Genomic DNA, 19,222 nt, shown 5'->3' with positions numbered 1-19,222 from the left:
AGCGATTAGGCGACGTGGGTGTCGCGATTTTCGACATCAGTTATGCGGCAGAATCCTAAACCAAGGCTTTGGGCATCAGCGCGGATTTTATCGAATTGCGCGCGATTAATGCCATCGCTTGGCAGCACCAAATGGGCGCCACTGTCGGCAAAAGCCACAATCGGTGAACGTGCGCCCAATTGACCACATTCGACAATCACATAGTCATATAGTGCGCCCAAGGCGTCGATAAGCAACATGAAGTCTTGCGAATTGAAGCGCAGGCGATCTTTTGTGCCCCAAGGCACAAAAAATAGGTTCTCATCCCGTCCGCCGTGGATTACATCGCCAAACTCAGCCTCACCTTCACACAAGTCCGTTAGACCAAGCGTATCGGGCAGATGATCAGCGCCGCCAGCATTCACCACAACGGCAGTGTGATTGCTCTCCGCAATGTGTGCCATAAGTTCAGCGGCCAAGCGCTGATCCGCACGGCCAGACTTTGGTGTCGCCACCAACACAATATGCTGTTGTGATAAAGAAAGCTCGCTCAACACCACAGGCAAATCATCTGCCAATTTGGGATCATGTTTTGCGATCTTATGCACTTCACCCTGGCCGAACATTTCATCATGGCTCGCCGCTTCTGGTGTTGGCTTCTCGCTTTCGGCTACTTCAGGTTTGATGGGCTCTGATGGCACTGCAACCAGTGCAGGTTCAGCAGCTACACTACGCCCTTCATCTTCTGCCTTAGCTTGGCGCAAATGCACCAAACGGCCTGAAGCAAGTTCGCCGACGATGATTGAGCCGACTTGTACCACTAGAGCCAATGCCGCTGCGACAATGGTCAACATGGTCTTTTTCGGTGCCGCCGGAGAGTTTGGTACGCTGGCTGTTGAAATCGTGCGCACGTCAGGGAATGTCGCGCCGCTGTTGGTGCGGGCTGTAGCTTCACTCAATCGCGCAAGAAACGTGTTCAACAAATCGCGTTGCGCACTCGCTTCGCGCTCCAACTCTGCTAGGGTGACCCCTGAGCGCTCCGCATTCGAGGCAGAAAGCTTTAAGCGGGTCAGATCATCTTGCAATGACTTTTCAAGTTCAGCCTCAATTTCTGCTTGGGTGGCCAATGCTTGGGCGATACGACGTCCCTCGCCTGCGATTTGGCTGTTAATGTCACGAATCTGCGCATCAAGTGCTTGAATGGTAGGATGGTTATCCAATAAAGTTGCCGCGCTTTGCGCACGCGATGCTTGGAAGTTGGCCTTCTGCTCTAGCATACGCTGCACGATTGGCGATTCTCGCACGTCAGGAACAGACTCAAGCGCTTGACCTTTGGCCAGCAAATCCTGGATCAAGCGTGAACGTGTTGCTGCCGCATTTTTACGTTCTGACGCGGCACTGATCTGCCTAGAAATTTCAGATAGCTGTTGCCCCAACAATGAATTGTCACTTTGGCCCGTGAACAGGTCATTATTTACCCGGAAGTCGGCGACCTTGTTTTCGGCCTCAGTTACATCGCGGCGCAGACGGTCAATTTCCTGCTCCAGCCAGCGGGTGGCATTTGCAGTATCTTCAATGGTGAGGTTCGAGCGACGTTTTTCCAACGCGGCAGCAAGCGCATTCGCGACATCAGCAGCCGTCTGCCGGCTTTCTGAACGATATGTGATGTCAATCACACGGCTGTCACGCGCACGCGCTGCCACAATATTTTCATTAAGTTTATTGACGATACGATCATCAAGGCTTTTTGTTGAAGCCTTCTGTTCGCGCCCCAGCAAGCCCATAATGGTCGACATCAAGCCACCGCTTGATTGGGTGAATTCAGGGTCTGAACGCAGATCCAACTGGTCCACCACTTGCAACAATGTTTCTCGAGATTTCAAAAGCTGAATTTGACTGGCAATTGCTGCATCATCCGCACCTGGGCGAGAACCCGCCTGCTGGCGATCGTTCGTGCTGACGAATGTATCGAGGCGTGGCTCAACCAAAATCGACGCCGTCGCGTCATATTTAGGTGTCATCATAGATGTGAGCACATAAACGCTTACGGCCAGCAATGCCGTAACAATAAGAATCCGTGGCAGACGCTTTAAAATAGCGCCGAGCAGATGATGGATATTGATTTGAACATCTTCGTAGCTCGAGGCCCCATTCTGGGTCATGCGCCGAATCCTTCATTGATATGCGTGCAGCTTTCCCCACATAGATGCCTCGTTATAGTAAGTATTTCGTTAATTCGGAGGTTTGCACTCACCCTTTTGGTGAACACAAAATCGCGAAACTTTGCTTATTGTTAACTATAATCCTGCATGGATAGAGCAATTGAAATCAGATGGGTTTGATCATGCGTTTTGTTCAGATTTTGCTTTTGGCTGCTCTAGTTGCGCTTGGCGGTTGCGCTAATGTGGGCAAACCTGCGTTAGACCCTACACCAGCAAACGCGCCGTACCGCTTGGATACAGGCGATGTTATCCGCGTTTCTGTCTATAACGACGAACAACTGACCAACACATACGGCATTGACGATTCTGGTCACACTTCGATTCCTTTGGTGGGCCGAATCTATTTGCGGGGCAAAACGACCAATCAAGCCAGTGCTTTGATTACCGCGCGATTGGCCGAAGGCTATTTGCGCGATCCAAATGTTGCTGTTGAAGTGGCAACCTACCGCCCCTTCTTTATTGAAGGTGAAGTGGCCAGTTCCGGGCAGTTTGCCTATGTATATGGCATGACAGTGCGGGACGCGATTGCGGTTGCAGGCGGGTTCACCGATGTGGCGCAGCGCACAAGCGTAACGCTTTACCGCAAATATGATGGCAAAGTGGTTGAACAACGGGTTGCGCTAGATTTCGTGTTGATGCCAAGCGACACCATTGTTGTGCATGAACGCTGGTTATAGATTTCCAATTTAAAGCGAGTTGATCGTGAAAATCCTGCAAATATTGCGTGCGCCGGTTGGCGGACTATTTCGGCATGTCAATGACTTAACAAAAGGACTTCATGAAAAGGGTCATGAAGTTGGTGTGATCGTCGACACATTGTCGAAAGATGCGCAAACTGATGAAAAACTATCAGCCCTTTCGCCTTACGCCACGCTGGGCATTCACGAAATGCCGATTCCACGGTTGTTCGGCGTCGCTGATATCACCACGCCATTCAAAGTTCGTGCTCTGGTTCGCGCGCTTGACATAGATATAGTGCATGGACATGGGGCCAAAGGCGGTTTTCATGCTCGTTTGGGCACCATCGGCCTAGGGGCCAAGGCATTCTACACGCCACACGGCGGAGCACTGCATTTTTCTGGCCGTTCACCTGCGGGCTTTGTGTTTCATCAATTGGAAAAAGCGTTGGTGCCGGCCAGCAGCAAAATCATTTTCGAAAGCGCCTATGCTGAGCGCACCTATAATGAGGCAATCACCGCCGTGGGAGAACGTGGCGTTGTGATCCATAACGGGCTCGACGAGGCAGAGTTCACGCCGATTGCCAGCGATGACTCATTTGATTTCGTATTTGTAGGCGAATTGCGTGATTTGAAAGGCATTGCCTTTTTGCTCGATGCATTTGCTGCGCTTAATGCGGAGCGCCCAAATGGATTACGTTTGCTTTTGATTGGAGATGGCCCCCACCGCCAACAATTTGAACAACAGGTGCAAGAGCTTAACATTCAAGATCATGTTGTTTTTGCCGGTGCTCGCCCCGCGCAATATGGATTTGAGAAAGCCCGCACGCTGATTGTGCCTTCGCTCAAAGAATCGCTGCCTTACATCGTGATGGAAGGCATTGCTGCCGGAAAACATGTGATCGCGACAGATGTGGGCGGCATTTCGGAAATATATGGCCCCTGCGCCAATCAACTTCTCCCCGCCGGTGATAGTGCCGCATTGCACCAAAAAATGCGTGAAGCACTGGATATGCCTGAAACTGAAGGTCCGGCAGATAAACAACTCTATTCTCACGTAAAAAGCGAATTTGTGACCAGCCGAATGGTAGCATCGATTCTAGACCAATACCGTTTGGCGAAATAGAATATTAACCCTTTGCTTTCACTCGCTTTTCACTCTCGAGCTCTATTATTTGCGACAATAGAGTTTGGGGAAGAGTATGTTTCAAATAGATCCGAAGCGCGTCGTTGCAGAATATGTCGGCAACAATAATGGTCAAGGCGCGCCAAAATTATCAAAGCTTGCGCAGAAAATTGTAGACGCACCCGTTGAGCCTGCATTGTCCAGCATGGTGATTGTGGGTACGGTGCAAGCGCTTGAAACGGCTATGCTTGGCTTGCTCGGTTTCGGTATCTATTTTGCTTATGTCGGCAATGAAGAATTTAGCCACTATGCAGCGCTGATCGGCACAGCTTTGCTGATTTCGCTATTTGCCTTCAACATTGCTAAATCCCACGAAATTGGCGTTTATCGCACGCGAATTCTGCAAACCAGTCGCGCTTTTGGGGCCTGGGCGGCCACACTGGGCTTGGTGCTTGTAGGCTTGTTTATGGTCAAGCTAGGTGAATATTTTTCTCGTGTTTGGATTGTCAGCTGGTTTGCGCTTGGTGCTGTTTCCATTGTGCTATTCCGCTATGTCGTGCGCGAAAAAATCATGCAATGGACCAATCATGGCCGTTTGAAGCGGCGCACGGTGATTGTTGGTGGCGGCCAAGAAGCAGAGTTTTTGATCGAAAGCATTCGCCAGACCGCGGTCAATGACATTGAATTGCTTGGCATGTTTGATGATCGCGCTGACAAGCGTTCGCCAGATATGGTTGCCGATTGTCCCAAGCTTGGCAAAGTTGCCGATTTGTTGGAATTTGCGCGGCAAACACGTGTTGATCTGATCATCGTGTCACTTCCCGTTTCCGCGGAAGCGCGGGTGTTGCACATGGTCAAACAGCTTTGGGTGTTGCCAGTCGACATTCGCCTGTCTGCCCACATGAGCAAACTCAAGTTTAAGAACCGTGCCTACTCCTTCCTAGGCGACGTACCTGTGTTCGACATGGCCGACAAGCCGATTTCGGACTGGAATTTGGTGGTTAAATGGTTGTTCGACAAAATTGTTGCGCTGTTGGCTTTGCTGCTGTTGTCGCCCGTTATGTTGGTCACCGCCATCATGATCAAGCTCGACAGCAAAGGCCCTGTGTTCTTCAAACAAAAGCGGCATGGCTTTAACAATGAGCTGATCGAGGTTTATAAGTTCCGGTCCATGTACACCGACATGTCAGACGCGCAAGCTTCTAAACTGGTGACAAAAGACGATCCGCGCGTGACCAAGGTTGGTCGGTTTATCCGCAAAACTTCCATTGATGAATTACCCCAATTTTTCAATGTGTTGCGCGGTGAGCTTTCCATTTGTGGCCCTCGCCCGCACGCATTGCAGGCCAAAGCAGCGAACCAGCTTTATCATGATGCTGTGGATGGCTATTTCGCCCGTCACCGGGTGAAGCCGGGCATCACAGGCTGGGCGCAAATTCATGGCTGGCGCGGCGAAACAGATACCACGGAAAAGCTGTTACAGCGGGTGAGCCACGATCTGCACTATATCGAAAATTGGTCGATCTTTATGGATATCTACATTCTATTCATGACGCCAATTTCATTGGTCAGCAAAAATGAGGGCGCCTACTAAGGCGCTTCTCTTGCGTTAGGCGAAATGATATGAGCGTCACCTCCCCCACATCAATCGACACCACAGATCGCGGCGTGCCCCTTTTGGCGCATGCAGCGATGCGCTTTTTGGTGCCGGTGTGGATTGGGAGCGGCTTTTTTGTTCTGTTCGAACCTGCGCCCTATGAGCTGCTGTTCTTCGCCGTGTTCGCCTTGGCCATGGTTGGCGGCATGAAAATGCACTGGCGCACCAACAATTTGTTGCTCGCCATTCTTTGCTTTATCCCGCCGGCCTATATCGCCGTAACACAGATTAAATATGGCACGCTGATGGAAGCGTTGATCTTCACCACGGTCACGCTGTTCTTGATGCTGACGGGCTATTTTATCGCCAATTACATCAGCGAAAGCCCATGGCGGCGTATGCGCACCATCAATAAGGCCTATCTGTTTGCAGCGATGTTAAGCGCGATAATCGGCATCACAGCCTATTTGGGCGTATTGCCAGGTGGAGACGTGTTTTTGCGGTTTGGCCGCGCCAAGGCCATGTTTAACGATCCCAACGTTTATGGCCCGTTTTTGATGTTGCCAACGGCTTATGTGTTTCAGCGCATTTTGCTGGGCAAGCCTAAAGATATGCTGGTGAACTGCATATTCTTTCTGATTTTGTTTGTGGGCATTTTCGTGTCCTTCTCGCGCGGTGCTTGGGGCCATTTGGTGGCAACTGCAGGCTTGGTGTTTTTGCTCAACTTTATGTTGGAAGCGACTGCCCGCGAAAAAATGCGCATGATTGTTCTGGCGATTCTGGGCACGGTTGGCTTGTTTGTCGCTTTGCTTGGCCTGTTGTCCATTCCAGAAGTGCAGGAATTGTTTGTGCAGCGGTTTGCACTGGTGCAAAGCTATGATGGTGGCGAAACGGGCCGGTTTGGCCGTCAAGCATGGGGCTATGCGCTGGCGTTGCAAACACCGCTGGGCACAGGGCCGTCGCAATTTTCTTCAATGCGCATTACCGAAGAGCCGCATAACACTTACCTCAAAGTATTTTTGGATTATGGCTGGTTTGGCGGCATGGCGTTTGTGTGGATGATTTTGATGACGCTCAATCGCGGCATCCGCTGCATGGCGATCCCCTCACCCAACCGCTTGTTGCTGATCCCTGCGTTGGCCAGCTTTGTGCCTATGAGCATCGAAGCTGCGATTATCGACGTGGATCACTGGCGGCATTATTTCCTGATTATGGGGATTATTTGGGGCATTACAGCGGGCTATGACAAGGTACCACCGCCGCGTGCGGAGCGCTATTTGCCTTAGCCAAATTTGCTGAGATATTCCTCAATCAACGGCACACCACGCGGCACAAAATCACGCGCAGTCTCTGCCGCGAATGGTGAGGCGATATGCGATCCAATCCAAGCCGTCAGCGCCATGCGCCGCAGCATGATCATCGTGTCTAACTCCGCCTCGTCTTCAACGGATAGTTCTTTGATTTCACGGTAGCCTTTAAGCCACGCGGTTTTGAGCGCGGGTACTTTTGGACTGTCTTCCATAAAAGAGATGGCGGCGGCGAAATCGTATAAGAACCAGCAATAGCCGCAATCGTCAAAGTCGATCAGCTTTGTTTGGTTGCCATCAATCAGCAGATTGGCCAGTCGCATATCGGCATGGATCAGGCCATAGCGATCGGCTCCTTTGCCGAAATGGGCTAGTCGCTCACGCAAGAGTTGGTCCAGATGCTGGTAAAGGTCGAAATGCGCGTCCATCAGCGGTGCTTTGCGCCAGTCGCCCCAAAGACCGTCAGCATCTAAAATGGTGTTTTCAGTCCATCTCAACCGCTCAAATCCAGCAGGAAAAGTCCAGCTTTGCACGTGATTGTGCGCCTTGGCAGCCAGCCGCCCCAACTCGACAAATGAGTTCTCTAAATCATCATTCTCTTGCGGCTCGCGGCCAGTTTCAAACTCGAACAGCACCATAAATTGCGACGGTACCGCCGGGTCTATGTTCACAGCAGCGGATTGAAGCAAGGTGCCATTTGCGCCTGCGATAGGCGTTGGCGTGAACATCTGCTGATCTTGCCGCAATGCCTGCATCCAAGCCAGTTCTGATTGAATGGCGGCCGCGCTGTTGTAACCATATCGATGCACGCGCAGCACGGTTTTTGCGCCGTCTGCTCGGGTCATCAAAAAGGTGGCATTTTCCGTATGATTGATCAGCTCAAATGTTGCATCAGCCCATTCTGGCCACAGCACAAGCGACTTAGCCAATTTTGTTGAACTGATTTCTGTTTGTGCGATCTGATCACTCATTGGGTGCCCTGCTCTCCTTGCCAGTGGCCATAGCGCACTTCTTTGCAAATGCCAAAATGAAAGTGAAGCTTTATTCGTTTGTAGATTTTTGCCATGCCGAGCTTCGTTTGACTTGCGCCCTATCCAAAACTTGGTTAGACATTGCCCCACGTCGGGGCGTAGCGCAGCCTGGTAGCGCATCTGTCTGGGGGACAGAGGGTCGTCGGTTCAAATCCGGCCGCTCCGACCATTTCCAAAACATATAGAAATAGACGGTACAGCCAGATCCATTGCTATGGTTTGGTCAATATCTCGATATTGTCCGGAAACTGGTCATATTGCGGCACGTTTTCAGGCATGACTTCCCAAGGTGCTTTAGAGCCGACAAAAATATGGGCTTTGATTTCAATATCTTGATCATCTTCCAGGCAGCCAAGGGTAATGCCGTGGATTTCACCCTGCACCACGCCGCAAAGACTTGAACCACAGGTTGAACAGAATAATCGTCCCTCATGTCCTTCTTCTGGGTATTTTTTAAGATTGTCTTCGCCGCTCAACCATTTAAGGCTGCCGGGTGTGATCACAGCATATGAATTTGCCTGAGCACTGAACGCTTTTCGGCAGCGCGAACAATGGCATGAGCGCGCGCCAAACACCTCTCCGGTGAGTTCATATTGAACTGCGCCACAAAAACATCCGCCTCGTCTTGTCGGCATCTTGATCCTCCCAAAAAGAAAGGCCCAACTGGTTGGTTCCAGATGGGCCTGAACTTCGATCTATTTAATTGTCGTCAGTCAGACTTTGAATTTACTGCATCTTCTAAGATACGCTTACATTCAAGCAATTCGGTTAGCGCCTCATTCAACCGTGCGCGCGAATAAGTATCTGTAACACCGGCTTTCTTCGCAATTTCAATCGCTTCATTTACGGTGATTTCGCTCGGCAAGTTCGGCGTATTGTCATTCTGTTCTGATGTGCCTGTATTCTCGTCAGTGTCGATTTGGTCATTTGTGCCATTGGTCAAGGCACCAACGGGCACAACGGGCTCAATCGCGCCGGTTTCGCCGATTGCGATAACATGGCGTGCGCCATTTTCTTTGAGAATTTTTTGAACGCCCTTGATGGTGAAACCTTCATCATAGAGCAAATATCGGATACCGCGCAAAAGCTGCACGTCATCTGGGCGATAATATCGCCGTCCACCGCCGCGCTTCAGCGGTTTGATTTGTTTAAAGCGCGTTTCCCAGAAACGTAATACATGCTGCGGGAGATCAAGCTCGTCAGCAGCTTCTGAAATGGTTCGAAAAGCGTCTGGCGACTTCTGCAACTGACCCCTCGCTCCGCTTATTTCTTGCGTGAAAGCATAGATTTGTTGATCTTACTTTTAAGCACATTACTGGGCTTAAACACCAAAACGCGGCGAGGCAAAATAGGCACTTCTTCGCCAGTTTTCGGGTTTCGACCCACGCGCTCATTCTTTGATCGCACCAAAAATGAGCCAAATGAAGACAATTTCACGCTTTCGCCTTCAACCAAAGAATCGCTCATCAGTTCCAATACGCGCTCAACCAATTCAGCTGATTCAGCCCGTGACAGGCCGACTTGCTGGTAAACAGCCTCGCTTAAATCAGCGCGCGTTAGTGTTTTTCCGCTCATGTCTCCCCCGCAAAAAAGATCAATAATTTTATGAGCATAGAACCACGTTTTGTATCGGTCAATGTGTGAGTTTTACTCAATTACCACCGAATTAGAGATGCAGCCCAGGTAAACCCGCCGCCCATGGCCTCAATCATCACCAGATCACCTTTTTTGATCCGACCATCTTCCACAGCCACGCTAAGGGCCATAGGCACTGACGCAGCGGACGTGTTGGCGTGCTTATCCACAGTGATGATCACTTTTTCTTCCGGGATATTTAATTTTTTCCCAGCGCCTTCAATAATCCGTCGATTGGCCTGGTGCGGCACGAACCAATCCAAATCTTCAACATTTTTGTTGGCTTTTTCAAAAGCACCTTCCACCACATCGGAGATCATGCCCACTGCGTGGCGGAACACTTCTTTGCCTTCCATGCGCAAATGGCCGACTGTGCCAGTCAAAGATGGGCCGCCGTCAATATAAAGCTTGTTCCAATGTGCGCCGTCAGAGCGGATGCAAGAGGAAAGAATACCGCGATCATCTTCCTGATCTTCTGGCACGGCTTCAAGCACCATTGCGCCTGCCCCGTCACCAAACAATACGCAAGTTGTGCGGTCGTCCCAATCCAGAATGCGCGAACAGGTTTCAGCGCCAATCACAAGTGCACGGGTGCCCATGCCATTTTTCAAATGACTGTCGGCTGTGGTCACAGCAAACACAAAGCCGGAGCAAACTGCTTGCACATCAAACGCAGCGCCATGACGAATGCCAAGATTGTTTTGCACCAAAGTGGCCGTGGCTGGGAACGTACGGTCTGGCGTGGTGGTGCCCATCACGATCAAATCAATATCATTTGGCGTAAGGCCCGCAGCGGCAATGGCCCGCTCAGCGGCTTTGGTGGCTAAATCTGATGTATATTCGCCTTCAGCGGCCACATGGCGCTGTTTAATGCCTGTGCGCTGCACAATCCATTCGTCAGACGTGTCTACGCGTTTGGCCAGTTCATCGTTGGTTACAACTCGTTCTGGCAAATAATGGCCAACGCCACGCACAATCGTTTTCAAATTGGTCACGCTGAACCTACCTCATTGTTATTCTTGTCTTTATTGGCTTCATCATGGGCAGCATATTCGCGCAACCCTTCGCTGATTTTATTGATCAACTGATTATGTGCCATTTCATATGTTAAGCCCAAGGCGCTTTTAAACCCGATCTCATCGGTGCCGCCGTGGCTTTTAATCACAATGCCATTTACGCCCAGAAACACCGCGCCATTTGCTGTGCGCGGATCCATTTTAGACCGCAAAGTGCGCATAGCTCCCATCGCAAGCAGCGCGCCGAGTTTGGACAACCAGCTTTGGCTGAGCGCGGTGCGCAGATATGTTGCTACCTGCCGGGCGGTGCCTTCTGCCGTTTTGAGCGCGATGTTGCCGGTGAAGCCTTCGGTCACCACCACATCGACAGTGCCTTTGCCCAAATCATCACCTTCCACAAAGCCATGATATTTAAAGCCTTGGCCAGAATGGGCGTGCAATTGTTTGGAGGCGTCTTTAACTGCCTCTAGGCCCTTCACTTCTTCCACGCCAACATTGAGCAAGCCGATGGTGGGCAAATCCACATCGAACAAAGCCCGCGCCATTGCGGCACCAAGAATGGAAAAGTCGATCAATTGCTCTTCATCAGCGCCAACGGTGGCACCGACGTCAAGCACCACGCTTTCGCTGCGCAATGTTGGCCATAGAGCTGCCAAAGCAGGCCGCGAAATGCCATCCATTGGGCGCAGGCAAAATGTGGCCATGGCCATCAGCGCGCCTGTGTTGCCGCCAGAAATGGCGGCTTGCGCCTCACCATCTTTGACAGATTGCAATGCGTTCCACATGGAAGAATCGCCCCGCCCCTTGCGCAAGGCTTGGGATGGTTTGTCGTCCATTGAAATCACATTGTCGCAATGACGAATTTCGGAAACAGCTTGCAATTTTTCGTGCTGAGCCAAAAGCGGCTTCAGCTCATCTTCACGACCGTGAAAAATATATTTGGCGTTTGGGCGCTCAATCAGTGCGAGGGCAGCACCCTCCACCACGATTTTTGGCCCATTGTCGCCACCCATGGCATCAACGGAAATGGTGATAGAATCTGACATTATTTTTCTTTAATTGCACTCCGTTATGGCGCAGCTTAGCCAAGACAGGCCATGAAACAAGTAATTTTCAGATAATTCCAACTTATTTCTTGTCCTTCAATGCTGCAAGCGCAGCGAATGGCGACTCGCTTTCATCGCGGACATCTTCTTCAACGTCGGCAAATTCAGCATCTTGTTTGCGCGGATAAGGATTAAGCGACAAAAGAAGCGTTTCCACCACCATAGGTGCTAGATCGATATAATCGCCCTCAAACCAATCCTGATCTGGCTCACTGTCCAGATTGACGAAAACCTCTGCGTTGGGTGCCACATCCATTTCTGGCGGCTTGCCAGGCATGTAGATGCGTTCAAACTCCAACTCAACATGTTCGGTAACGGGGTCCAAAGTCACCACACAGGCTTGTTGCACTGTGGCTTGGCCCTTGCCTTTTGCTTGATAGCCGCCGCGGAAGGGGCGGACGGAGATTTTGCCATTCAGGCTATCAACACCATCAAGTTTTGTTTCGGCCACCAATGCCTCTTTGGTCATTTGGTCGGCCTGAAATTCATAGTCGCGCCCGTCTTTTGGCACCTCAGAAAGGCGCACTTCCAGATCGAGCAGCTTGTGTACGTCTTGCGCCACCATAGTCTAACCTTGCCCGCCGCCAGCTTTAATCGCGTCATTTGGCGGCAATAGATTGAGCGTTCCTTTGTCAATTTGACCTTGCGGGTCTAAATGATCTAGTTGCCCAAAGCAATAGTGCGCCAACATCTTGGCATTTTCTGGGTCTTCTGGATCAAATAGATTGCGCGATAGTGCCTGCGTCAGTCCATCCACATCTTTCGGGTCAAAATGATCTTTGATTGCGCCAAGCAGTCCATAAAAGAGTTCGGACATTTTTTTGACCTTTTTTGGCACGGTCAAATCGCCTACCCCCATTTCGCGCAAAGAGCGGTCCATATCTTTGAAAAACAAGTCAAATAGGGTTTGAGCAAATGCCTTGGTTTTCTCATCTTCTTCGTGCAGACGATGGAAAACCAAAGAAAGATGCAAGGCAATCATATCGAAACGCCCAGTCACATTATCTTTGATCCCGTAATGTAAATAAAAGTCGGGATGCCGAGATTGCGCCACAATGGCATTATAAACCGCGTAAGCAGCGTCAGCATGTGGGTTTTTACGAAAGGGGTTGAAAATCATCTTCTTTTCGTCGTTTGATGCCGCAAAGCTGTTGTTCAGTGTCATTACTGTTTGTTGGCTTGCCAAATCGGCCTTATGCCAGCTAAACAGTGTTACGCACTCAATTTGTGTTTAGACTAGTTAATCGAGATTGTCACAGAAAGCCAATTATATGATGGTCCTGCGTTCTGCAAATCGTTTTCTCTCCATTTTATTCGTTGTTTTTGTCGCAGTGGGCCTTTCCGGCTGCCTGACACAACAACGCACACAAGGCTATGACATTCCTGAGGACAGTCTTGAACAAGTGCGCCCCGGCGTGTCTAAGGAGTTGGTTGAGTTTGTTTTGGGCTCACCACAAACCACCAACACATTTGGTGAAGAAAAAGCCTATTATTATGTGGAAACAAAGGTTGATAAGACTGCCTTTGGCCTAACCACCGTGAAATCACGCACAGTTTTGGCGGTTTATTTTGATAAGAAAGACCGTGTGACTGACAAGGCTGTTTATGGCTTGGAAGACGGTAAAGTGGTGGACATTGTTTCTCGCCGTACACCGGGCTTTGGCCAAGACCGCTCATTCTTGCAGCAATTGTTGGGCTCATTGTCCTTCTAATTTGCGCGAGCAAATCAAACGAATTAAAAAAATTGGGGGCGCTTTTGCGCCCCCATTTTGTTGGGGTCAGTGCCCCAAACTTTCTTTGTTGTGAAAACTTATGCGCGCTTTGCCTTGCGTTGGCGAAGATCGCCCCAGGCCAACAAGGCCAATGCCGCGGTTGCAACGGGCAACACCATCACATTGATTGATTCCCAGCCGATATTTTCCAGCAGAAAACCTGAGCTGATGGATGCAATCGCCATGGTGCCAAACACTAAAGGCTCGTTCAATGCTTGCGCAGTTGAAGCTTCTTCTGGGCGATAAGCTTTGGCCAACATGGTTGTTGAGCCGATAAAGCCAAAGTTCCAGCCAACGCCGAGCAAAATCAACGCAATATCAAAATGCAGCGTGCTTGTGCCGTTCAAATTGATCAGCGCACAGCCCAACATCAACAACATGCCAATGCCCACAACAGCGTGGCTGCCGATACGGGTGATGATGCTCCCTGTGAACAGGCTGGGCAGGAACATGGAAATGATATGCCATTGGATTGTTGTTGTGGCCGCTTCAGGCGAATGGCCACACACATGCACCATAGCCAGCGGCGCTGCGACCATCACAAATGTCATCAATGCGTATGTGGCCATGCCGGTGGCCAACGGAATGAAGATTTCCGGTACACGGATCAGTTCACGTGCGGTGCGACCCACAGGATCTTCTTCTCTTTTCACACGTACTGGTGCCAGCTTGGTTTGGCTCAAAATCAGCACGCCCAGTGCAGACAGAACCGCAATGATCAAGAAAGATCCGGTGAACTCTACGTCCCCCACCCAATCTTTGGTGATGTAAGAGAGGCGCGGCCCTAGGAAGCCAGCGGCAACACCGCCAAGCAAAACCCATGAAATGGCTTTCGCCTGAATATTTTCAGGCACACTATCTGCAATAGCAAAGCGAATTTGCTGACCAAATGCTGCCGATGCCCCAACAACCGCCAATGCAATTGCGAACAGCCAGAAAGAGCCAAGATACACGGCAAGGCCCGCGATAAAGCCAGCGATAATGCCGATTGATGCGCCCAGCATAAAGCCATTGCGGCGGCCAAGTGCGTAGATGATTTTGGTTGCCGGTGCTGCCATCAGCGCCAAGCCTAAAATCATAAAGGTGGTGGGCAAAGTGGCCATTGATTTATCGGGTGCCAACGAGGCTGCGGTCAACGCGCCCACGGCCATAATGATGGCTTGGTTGGACCCAACAATGGCCTGCATGAGGGCCAACAAGCTAATATTTCTGGCCACAAAGGGCCGCACGTCAGTTGGCTCACTCATACTTCAATCTCCATAATTGGCTGGCTTGAGGGGGGAACCTTAAGAAATGCCAGCCCAGTCGCGGTTAGTTTTTAGCACCGTCGCCCAAATCGGCGCTCCGGTGTTGGCGGGCAATATTGTCTAAAACACCGTTGGCTACGCGTGGCTCATCTTTTTCAAAAAATGCGCGCGCGATATCAACATATTCGGTGATGATCACTTTGGCGGGAATGTCTTTTTTGTGCAGCAACTCAAATGTTGCGCCGCGCAGTATGGCACGCAGGGTGCTATCAATGCGCGTTACAGGCCAACCTTCCACCAAAGATTTGTCGATCAGTGGATCGATTTGAAGTTGGTTTTTGGCAACGCCTTCAACGATTTGCTTGAAGAAGTTTTTATCTGCAGGCAGATATTCGTCCCCTTCAATCTCCTGCCCCATATAAAATGTCATGAATTGTGACAATGTATGGTCCAAAGAAGTACGGCCAATATCCATTTGATAAAGCGCCTGAACAGCTGCAAGGCGAGCTGCGCCGCGCTGGTTGGCTTTTTTGGCTGTAGAATTTGAATTTGGGGATGATTTAGAACTGCTCATCAACTCTTCCGGTGTCGGGAAACGGCTAATTGCGCACCAAAAGGCGCGCATATTCATAGCTTGCGCATATCAGACCGAGACGCGCAATGCGACAAAAAAGTTTATTCCGCTTGGATTTGTGGCGCGAATTGTCAGTAGTTTGCGACGTAACGACTTAATTCTCGTCCGACTGTTCGTCATCAACATCATTCAATGTTGATAGAAACGCTTTGAAGTCGTCGGCGGCAGAAAAGTTCTTATAGACCGAGGCAAAGCGCACGAAGGCGACATCATCAAGTTCTTTAAGTCCATCCATCACCAGCAAGCCGATTGTTTCAGATGGCACTTCGCCATCGCCAAGGCTTTCCAAACGACGCACAACGCCTGAGATCAAACGTTCCACGCGCTCTGGCTCAACCTCGCGCTTACGCAACGCGGTGCTGATGGAACGCGCCAATTTCTCGCGATCAAATGGAACTTTGCGGCCAGATTTTTTGGCCACCACAATATCGCGCAATTGCACACGCTCAAACGTGGTGAACCGCCCGCCGCAGCCGGAACAAACCCGGCGGCGACGAATGGAATTATAGTCTTCTGTTGGACGGGAATCTTTGACTTGTGTGTCTTGATTTCCGCAATAGGGACAACGCATTGAAGAACCTTATGCCGAATAGATTGGGTGCGCGTCAGTGAGTTTCTTCACTTCAGCCCGCACCTGTGCTTCCACTTCAGCATTGCCGTCTTCACCATTTTGGCTCAAGCCATCAACAACTTGAACGATCAGCTCGCCAACACGTGCGAAGTCTGCTTCGTCAAAGCCGCGTGACGTCGCCGCTGGCGTACCCACACGAATGCCTGAAGTTACGAATGGCTTTTCCGGATCGAACGGAATAGCATTTTTGTTGCAGGTGATGTGTGCCCGCTCCAATGATGCTTCGGTCGCCTTGCCGGTCACGCCTTTTGGACGCAAATCAACCAACATCAAGTGGTTGTCTGTGCCGCCAGAAACGATATCAAGACCGCCCTTCATCAATGCATCAGCAAGACTTTTCGCATTCAAAACAACTTGTTTTGTGTAGTTCTTAAAGTCATCTGTTAGCGCTTCGCCGAAAGCCACTGCTTTACCTGCGATCACATGCATCAAAGGACCACCCTGAATACCAGGGAAAATCGCAGAGTTCAGCTTTTTCGCGATATCTGCATCATTGGTCATGATCATGCCGCCGCGCGGACCACGCAAAGTTTTGTGGGTTGTGGTTGTTGCCACATGCGCATGTGGGAAAGGGCTTGGATATTGGCCGCCGGCCACAAGGCCCGCAACGTGAGCCATATCCACCATGAAGAATGCGCCAACTTCGTCTGCGATCTCGCGGAAAGCTTTAAAGTCCAACACACGTGAGTAAGCAGAGAAACCTGCGATAATCAATTTTGGCTGATGTTCTTTTGCAAGGTCACGCACTTGGTCCATGTCCAAAAGACCATCTTCCTTGCGCACGCCGTAATGCACTGCATTAAACCATTTACCAGACTGGTTTGGCCGCGCACCGTGGGTCAAGTGACCACCGGCATCAAGGCTCATACCCAAAATGGTGTCGCCTGGCTGGATCAGCGCTTGGAACACGCCTTGGTTGGCCTGTGAGCCAGAGTTAGGCTGCACGTTCACAAAATCACAGCCAAACAATTGTTTTGCGCGATCAATCGCCAAGTTCTCAACCACATCAACATGCTGACAACCGCCATAATAGCGTTTGCCTGGGTAACCCTCAGCATATTTGTTGGTCAATACAGAACCTTGAGCTTCCATTACCGCTTTTGACACGATGTTTTCAGAAGCAATCAATTCGATTTCATTTTGCTGACGGTTCAATTCAGCAGCTACCGCTTGCGCAACATCATTGTCTGTTTGAGCGAGCGAATTCGAGAAAAAGTTTGGAAAAATCTCAGTCATTATAATCCCCAAGATGGATGAGATTTAGGACCATCGTAAAAGGGAGTTGAATTCTGTGCGCGCAAGGCTCAACAAATCGAAAGGCACTTTGAGCGGTTTGGACACCATGAAGCGCCGTGTTTGAACATCGTCAAACTGCTTGCAACAAAATTCCACCTCCCAATTGAGTCTAGCCCTCGTTTCGGTGGAGATCGCTTAGCACAGGCCTTTGGTTTATCCAAGCCGCCTTTTGGCTAAAACGGGACCGCTAAGACGAATTGCGTACAAGCGCACGGCGCAACTTAGCCAAAGCAAGATTTTTCATTTGCAGTTCGCTGGCAGTTAGCGGCGCAATTATGGTGACTTCTGTGCCGGATTTGGCGTGGACGGCCGCAACCCGCATTTGCCCACCCATTTGCACAAATTCGAACAAAACCTCCCCCATATTTGGGGCAATGTCCCGGTCTTTCATCTCGCCTGTTGCCTCATCGCTGTGCCAATCATTGCGGCACAAGCCGCGCTAACTTATTGTGCGCTGGCGAAATCCACCCTGCCCGCTTCGTCAAAACCATAAATGTCAGTACGGAAGCTTACGACGCCTTCGCGATTTGCCCAAGCGGTAATGTAAGTGGTGATGATCGGCACAGGTTTTTCCAAATTAACATCCAGCCGCTCGCCTGAATCAAAGGCCGCATCCACCGCTGGCAAGCTCCAATCGGTTTCATTTTCGCGCAGCAGCCAAGATACAAGCTCATCAACATTTTCGACGCGTACGCAACCAGAAGAGTGGAAACGACGATTTTGGCCGAACAGTGATTTTTGCGGTGTATCATGAAGATAGACAGCATGTGGGTTGTGGAAATTGATTTTCACATGACCCATTGAGTTTTCGCCACCTGGCTCTTGGCGGAACAGATATTGCACAGCCTCATCGGTTGACCAATCGACTGAACGCGGGTCCAATTCGTCGCCATTCGCATCATAAATCTTGATCCGAAAATCAGTAAGATAGTTCGGGTCTTGGTTCATATATTTGATGATGTCACGACGGATAATGCTTTTTGGCACGTGCCAATAAGGGTTGAAATTGATCTGGTGCACTTTTGACGTCAAAATCGGTGTTTGACGGTCGATACGCCCAACAATTGCGGTGTGACGGCGCTCAACAACGCCATTCTCAACGGCTTCAATGCTTGCTGCCGGGATATTCACCAAAATATAGCGGTTCGACAATTCGCCCACCACTTGGTTTACCCGCTCCAAATTCAACCGAAGTTGCGCAAGCTTTACATCAGCTGGGATATTAAGGGTCAAATAGGTCTCTTGGTCGAGAATACCCGTGATTTGAAGGCCGTGACGCGCTTGAAAGCGGCGCAGCGCGCCATCCAATTCATCGTCAAACTCACTCGACAGACGCCCTGTATCTTCCAAATCGCCAGATGCAATCAATCGGCGGCGCAGTGCCCGCACATGTCCGCGATCATCACCTTTTTGCAGGCCGTAGGCTCCGCGGGTCATTTCTTCCCAGCCGCCATTGGCAACAATTTGCTCATATCGCTGAGTTGCGGCGATCAAATTATAAGATGTTTCGTAGGAAAGGATAGGTTCTGAACTGTTGATGGCTTGTTGTGCTGCAACGCTGTTTGACTCTTCGTCAGCAATTGCCAATTGGGGCATAGAAATCAAAGCACCAAGCGCGGCCACACCGCACATTGCACGCATTGTATTGCTCCAACTTGCCAGCCAGTTCAGTCGATTCATGTTTTTGACCCCAAATATGAAATAGTTCAGCCCAAATCCTGCGCAACCCATAGCAGTTTGCTTAAATGGTCACAACTAACGATTCGAACTCAGTTTCTATTTCTTTTGGGCCAAAAGATGAAATCTTGAAATTTTTGTGCCCCTCACCTTTTCATTTGCCACAAAAAGATGAATTGACGATGCGTAGATCGTCAATTGTCGGCTCTCTGGTCGAGATTGGTAGGTGTGGCGTTAGAATATAAACGCCACACACTTCGACCAATCAG

At 50.2% G+C, this 19,222-nt stretch carries 20 protein-coding genes and 1 tRNA gene; 6 read left to right on the top strand and 15 right to left on the bottom strand.

Going from position 1 to position 19,222, the window contains the following annotated elements:
* Positions 1-5 precede the first annotated feature (5 nt).
* Entirely contained in the window at positions 6-2,141 is a 2,136-nt protein-coding gene (locus ATL17_RS00715) for a GumC family protein (RefSeq protein ID WP_133570872.1), read from the bottom strand.
* A 182-nt stretch (positions 2,142-2,323) separates the two neighbouring features.
* Here ATL17_RS00715 and ATL17_RS00710 point away from each other — a divergent pair, with 182 nt between their 5' ends.
* The 4 genes from ATL17_RS00710 to ATL17_RS00695 all read left to right on the top strand — a co-directional run bounded on the left by ATL17_RS00710 (position 2,324) and on the right by ATL17_RS00695 (position 6,887).
* Complete coding sequence (locus ATL17_RS00710; RefSeq protein WP_166638836.1) at positions 2,324-2,878, top strand: polysaccharide biosynthesis/export family protein; 555 nt, start codon at positions 2,324-2,326, stop codon at positions 2,876-2,878.
* Positions 2,879-2,903: 25 nt separating this feature from the next.
* Complete coding sequence (locus ATL17_RS00705; protein ID WP_166638835.1) at positions 2,904-4,004, top strand: glycosyltransferase family 4 protein; 1,101 nt, start codon at positions 2,904-2,906, stop codon at positions 4,002-4,004.
* A 76-nt stretch (positions 4,005-4,080) separates the two neighbouring features.
* Entirely contained in the window at positions 4,081-5,598 is a 1,518-nt protein-coding gene (locus ATL17_RS00700; protein WP_133570869.1) for an undecaprenyl-phosphate glucose phosphotransferase, read from the top strand.
* Positions 5,599-5,627: 29 nt separating this feature from the next.
* A complete protein-coding gene (locus tag ATL17_RS00695; RefSeq protein WP_133570868.1) occupies positions 5,628-6,887 on the top strand; it encodes an O-antigen ligase family protein in 1,260 nt (419 codons plus the stop codon).
* On the opposite strand, the gene ATL17_RS00690 is transcribed toward ATL17_RS00695, so the two are convergent.
* A complete protein-coding gene (locus ATL17_RS00690) occupies positions 6,884-7,879 on the bottom strand; it encodes a phosphotransferase enzyme family protein (protein WP_166638834.1) in 996 nt (331 codons plus the stop codon). The genes ATL17_RS00695 and ATL17_RS00690 overlap by 4 nt on opposite strands.
* 152 nt (positions 7,880-8,031) lie before the next feature.
* Here ATL17_RS00690 and ATL17_RS00685 point away from each other — a divergent pair.
* Positions 8,032-8,108: transfer RNA gene (locus tag ATL17_RS00685), tRNA-Pro, on the top strand.
* A 43-nt stretch (positions 8,109-8,151) separates the two neighbouring features.
* Here the strand turns inward: ATL17_RS00685 and ATL17_RS00680 are convergent.
* From ATL17_RS00680 to ATL17_RS00650, 7 genes are all read right to left on the bottom strand, one after another.
* The gene (locus tag ATL17_RS00680; RefSeq protein WP_133570866.1) at positions 8,152-8,574 is read right to left on the bottom strand and encodes a GFA family protein; all 423 of its coding nucleotides are present in this window, start codon (positions 8,572-8,574) and stop codon (positions 8,152-8,154) included.
* 74 nt (positions 8,575-8,648) lie between these two features.
* Positions 8,649-9,185 (bottom strand): MerR family transcriptional regulator, encoded by a 537-nt coding sequence (locus ATL17_RS00675; RefSeq protein ID WP_133570865.1) that lies wholly within the window; start codon positions 9,183-9,185, stop codon positions 8,649-8,651.
* 17 nt (positions 9,186-9,202) lie between these two features.
* Complete coding sequence (locus ATL17_RS00670; protein ID WP_133570864.1) at positions 9,203-9,514, bottom strand: integration host factor subunit alpha; 312 nt, start codon at positions 9,512-9,514, stop codon at positions 9,203-9,205.
* A gap of 80 nt (positions 9,515-9,594) precedes the next feature.
* Positions 9,595-10,560 (bottom strand): beta-ketoacyl-ACP synthase III, encoded by a 966-nt coding sequence (locus ATL17_RS00665; protein WP_425462418.1) that lies wholly within the window; start codon positions 10,558-10,560, stop codon positions 9,595-9,597.
* 5 nt (positions 10,561-10,565) lie between these two features.
* Positions 10,566-11,636, bottom strand: coding sequence for a phosphate acyltransferase PlsX (plsX, locus tag ATL17_RS00660; protein WP_133570862.1), 1,071 nt, complete (start codon positions 11,634-11,636; stop codon positions 10,566-10,568).
* An 82-nt stretch (positions 11,637-11,718) separates the two neighbouring features.
* Positions 11,719-12,261, bottom strand: a complete 543-nt coding sequence (locus ATL17_RS00655; protein WP_133570861.1) for a YceD family protein — start codon at positions 12,259-12,261, stop codon at positions 11,719-11,721.
* Positions 12,262-12,264: 3 nt separating this feature from the next.
* On the bottom strand, positions 12,265-12,861 hold the full coding sequence (locus tag ATL17_RS00650; protein WP_133570860.1) for a ubiquinol-cytochrome C chaperone family protein: 597 nt from the start codon (positions 12,859-12,861) through the stop codon (positions 12,265-12,267).
* 106 nt (positions 12,862-12,967) lie between these two features.
* On the opposite strand from ATL17_RS00650, the gene ATL17_RS00645 reads away from it, so the two are divergent.
* Entirely contained in the window at positions 12,968-13,408 is a 441-nt protein-coding gene (locus ATL17_RS00645) for an outer membrane protein assembly factor BamE (RefSeq protein WP_133570859.1), read from the top strand.
* A 98-nt stretch (positions 13,409-13,506) separates the two neighbouring features.
* Here ATL17_RS00645 and ATL17_RS00640 read toward each other — a convergent pair whose 3' ends face one another.
* The 6 genes from ATL17_RS00640 to ATL17_RS00615 form a co-directional block, all read right to left on the bottom strand.
* Positions 13,507-14,715 (bottom strand): MFS transporter, encoded by a 1,209-nt coding sequence (locus ATL17_RS00640; protein WP_133570858.1) that lies wholly within the window; start codon positions 14,713-14,715, stop codon positions 13,507-13,509.
* Between the two features lie 64 nt (positions 14,716-14,779).
* Complete coding sequence (gene nusB, locus ATL17_RS00635) at positions 14,780-15,289, bottom strand: transcription antitermination factor NusB (protein ID WP_133570857.1); 510 nt, start codon at positions 15,287-15,289, stop codon at positions 14,780-14,782.
* A 154-nt stretch (positions 15,290-15,443) separates the two neighbouring features.
* Positions 15,444-15,920 carry a transcriptional regulator NrdR gene (gene nrdR / locus ATL17_RS00630; protein WP_133570856.1) on the bottom strand — a complete coding sequence of 159 codons (477 nt, stop codon included), beginning with the start codon at positions 15,918-15,920 and terminating at the stop codon, positions 15,444-15,446.
* A gap of 9 nt (positions 15,921-15,929) precedes the next feature.
* Positions 15,930-17,216 (bottom strand): serine hydroxymethyltransferase, encoded by a 1,287-nt coding sequence (glyA, locus tag ATL17_RS00625; protein WP_133570855.1) that lies wholly within the window; start codon positions 17,214-17,216, stop codon positions 15,930-15,932.
* A gap of 247 nt (positions 17,217-17,463) precedes the next feature.
* A complete protein-coding gene (locus tag ATL17_RS00620) occupies positions 17,464-17,667 on the bottom strand; it encodes a DUF6898 family protein (protein WP_166638833.1) in 204 nt (67 codons plus the stop codon).
* A 53-nt stretch (positions 17,668-17,720) separates the two neighbouring features.
* Positions 17,721-18,956: a L,D-transpeptidase family protein gene (locus ATL17_RS00615; protein WP_166638832.1), complete on the bottom strand. Its 1,236-nt coding sequence runs from the start codon at positions 18,954-18,956 to the stop codon at positions 17,721-17,723.
* Positions 18,957-19,222 lie beyond the last annotated feature (266 nt).

Source organism: Maritalea mobilis (assembly GCF_004363175.1).
Classification (GTDB): domain Bacteria; phylum Pseudomonadota; class Alphaproteobacteria; order Rhizobiales; family Devosiaceae; genus Maritalea; species Maritalea mobilis.
This window is presented reverse-complemented; position numbering and strand designations above follow the sequence as displayed.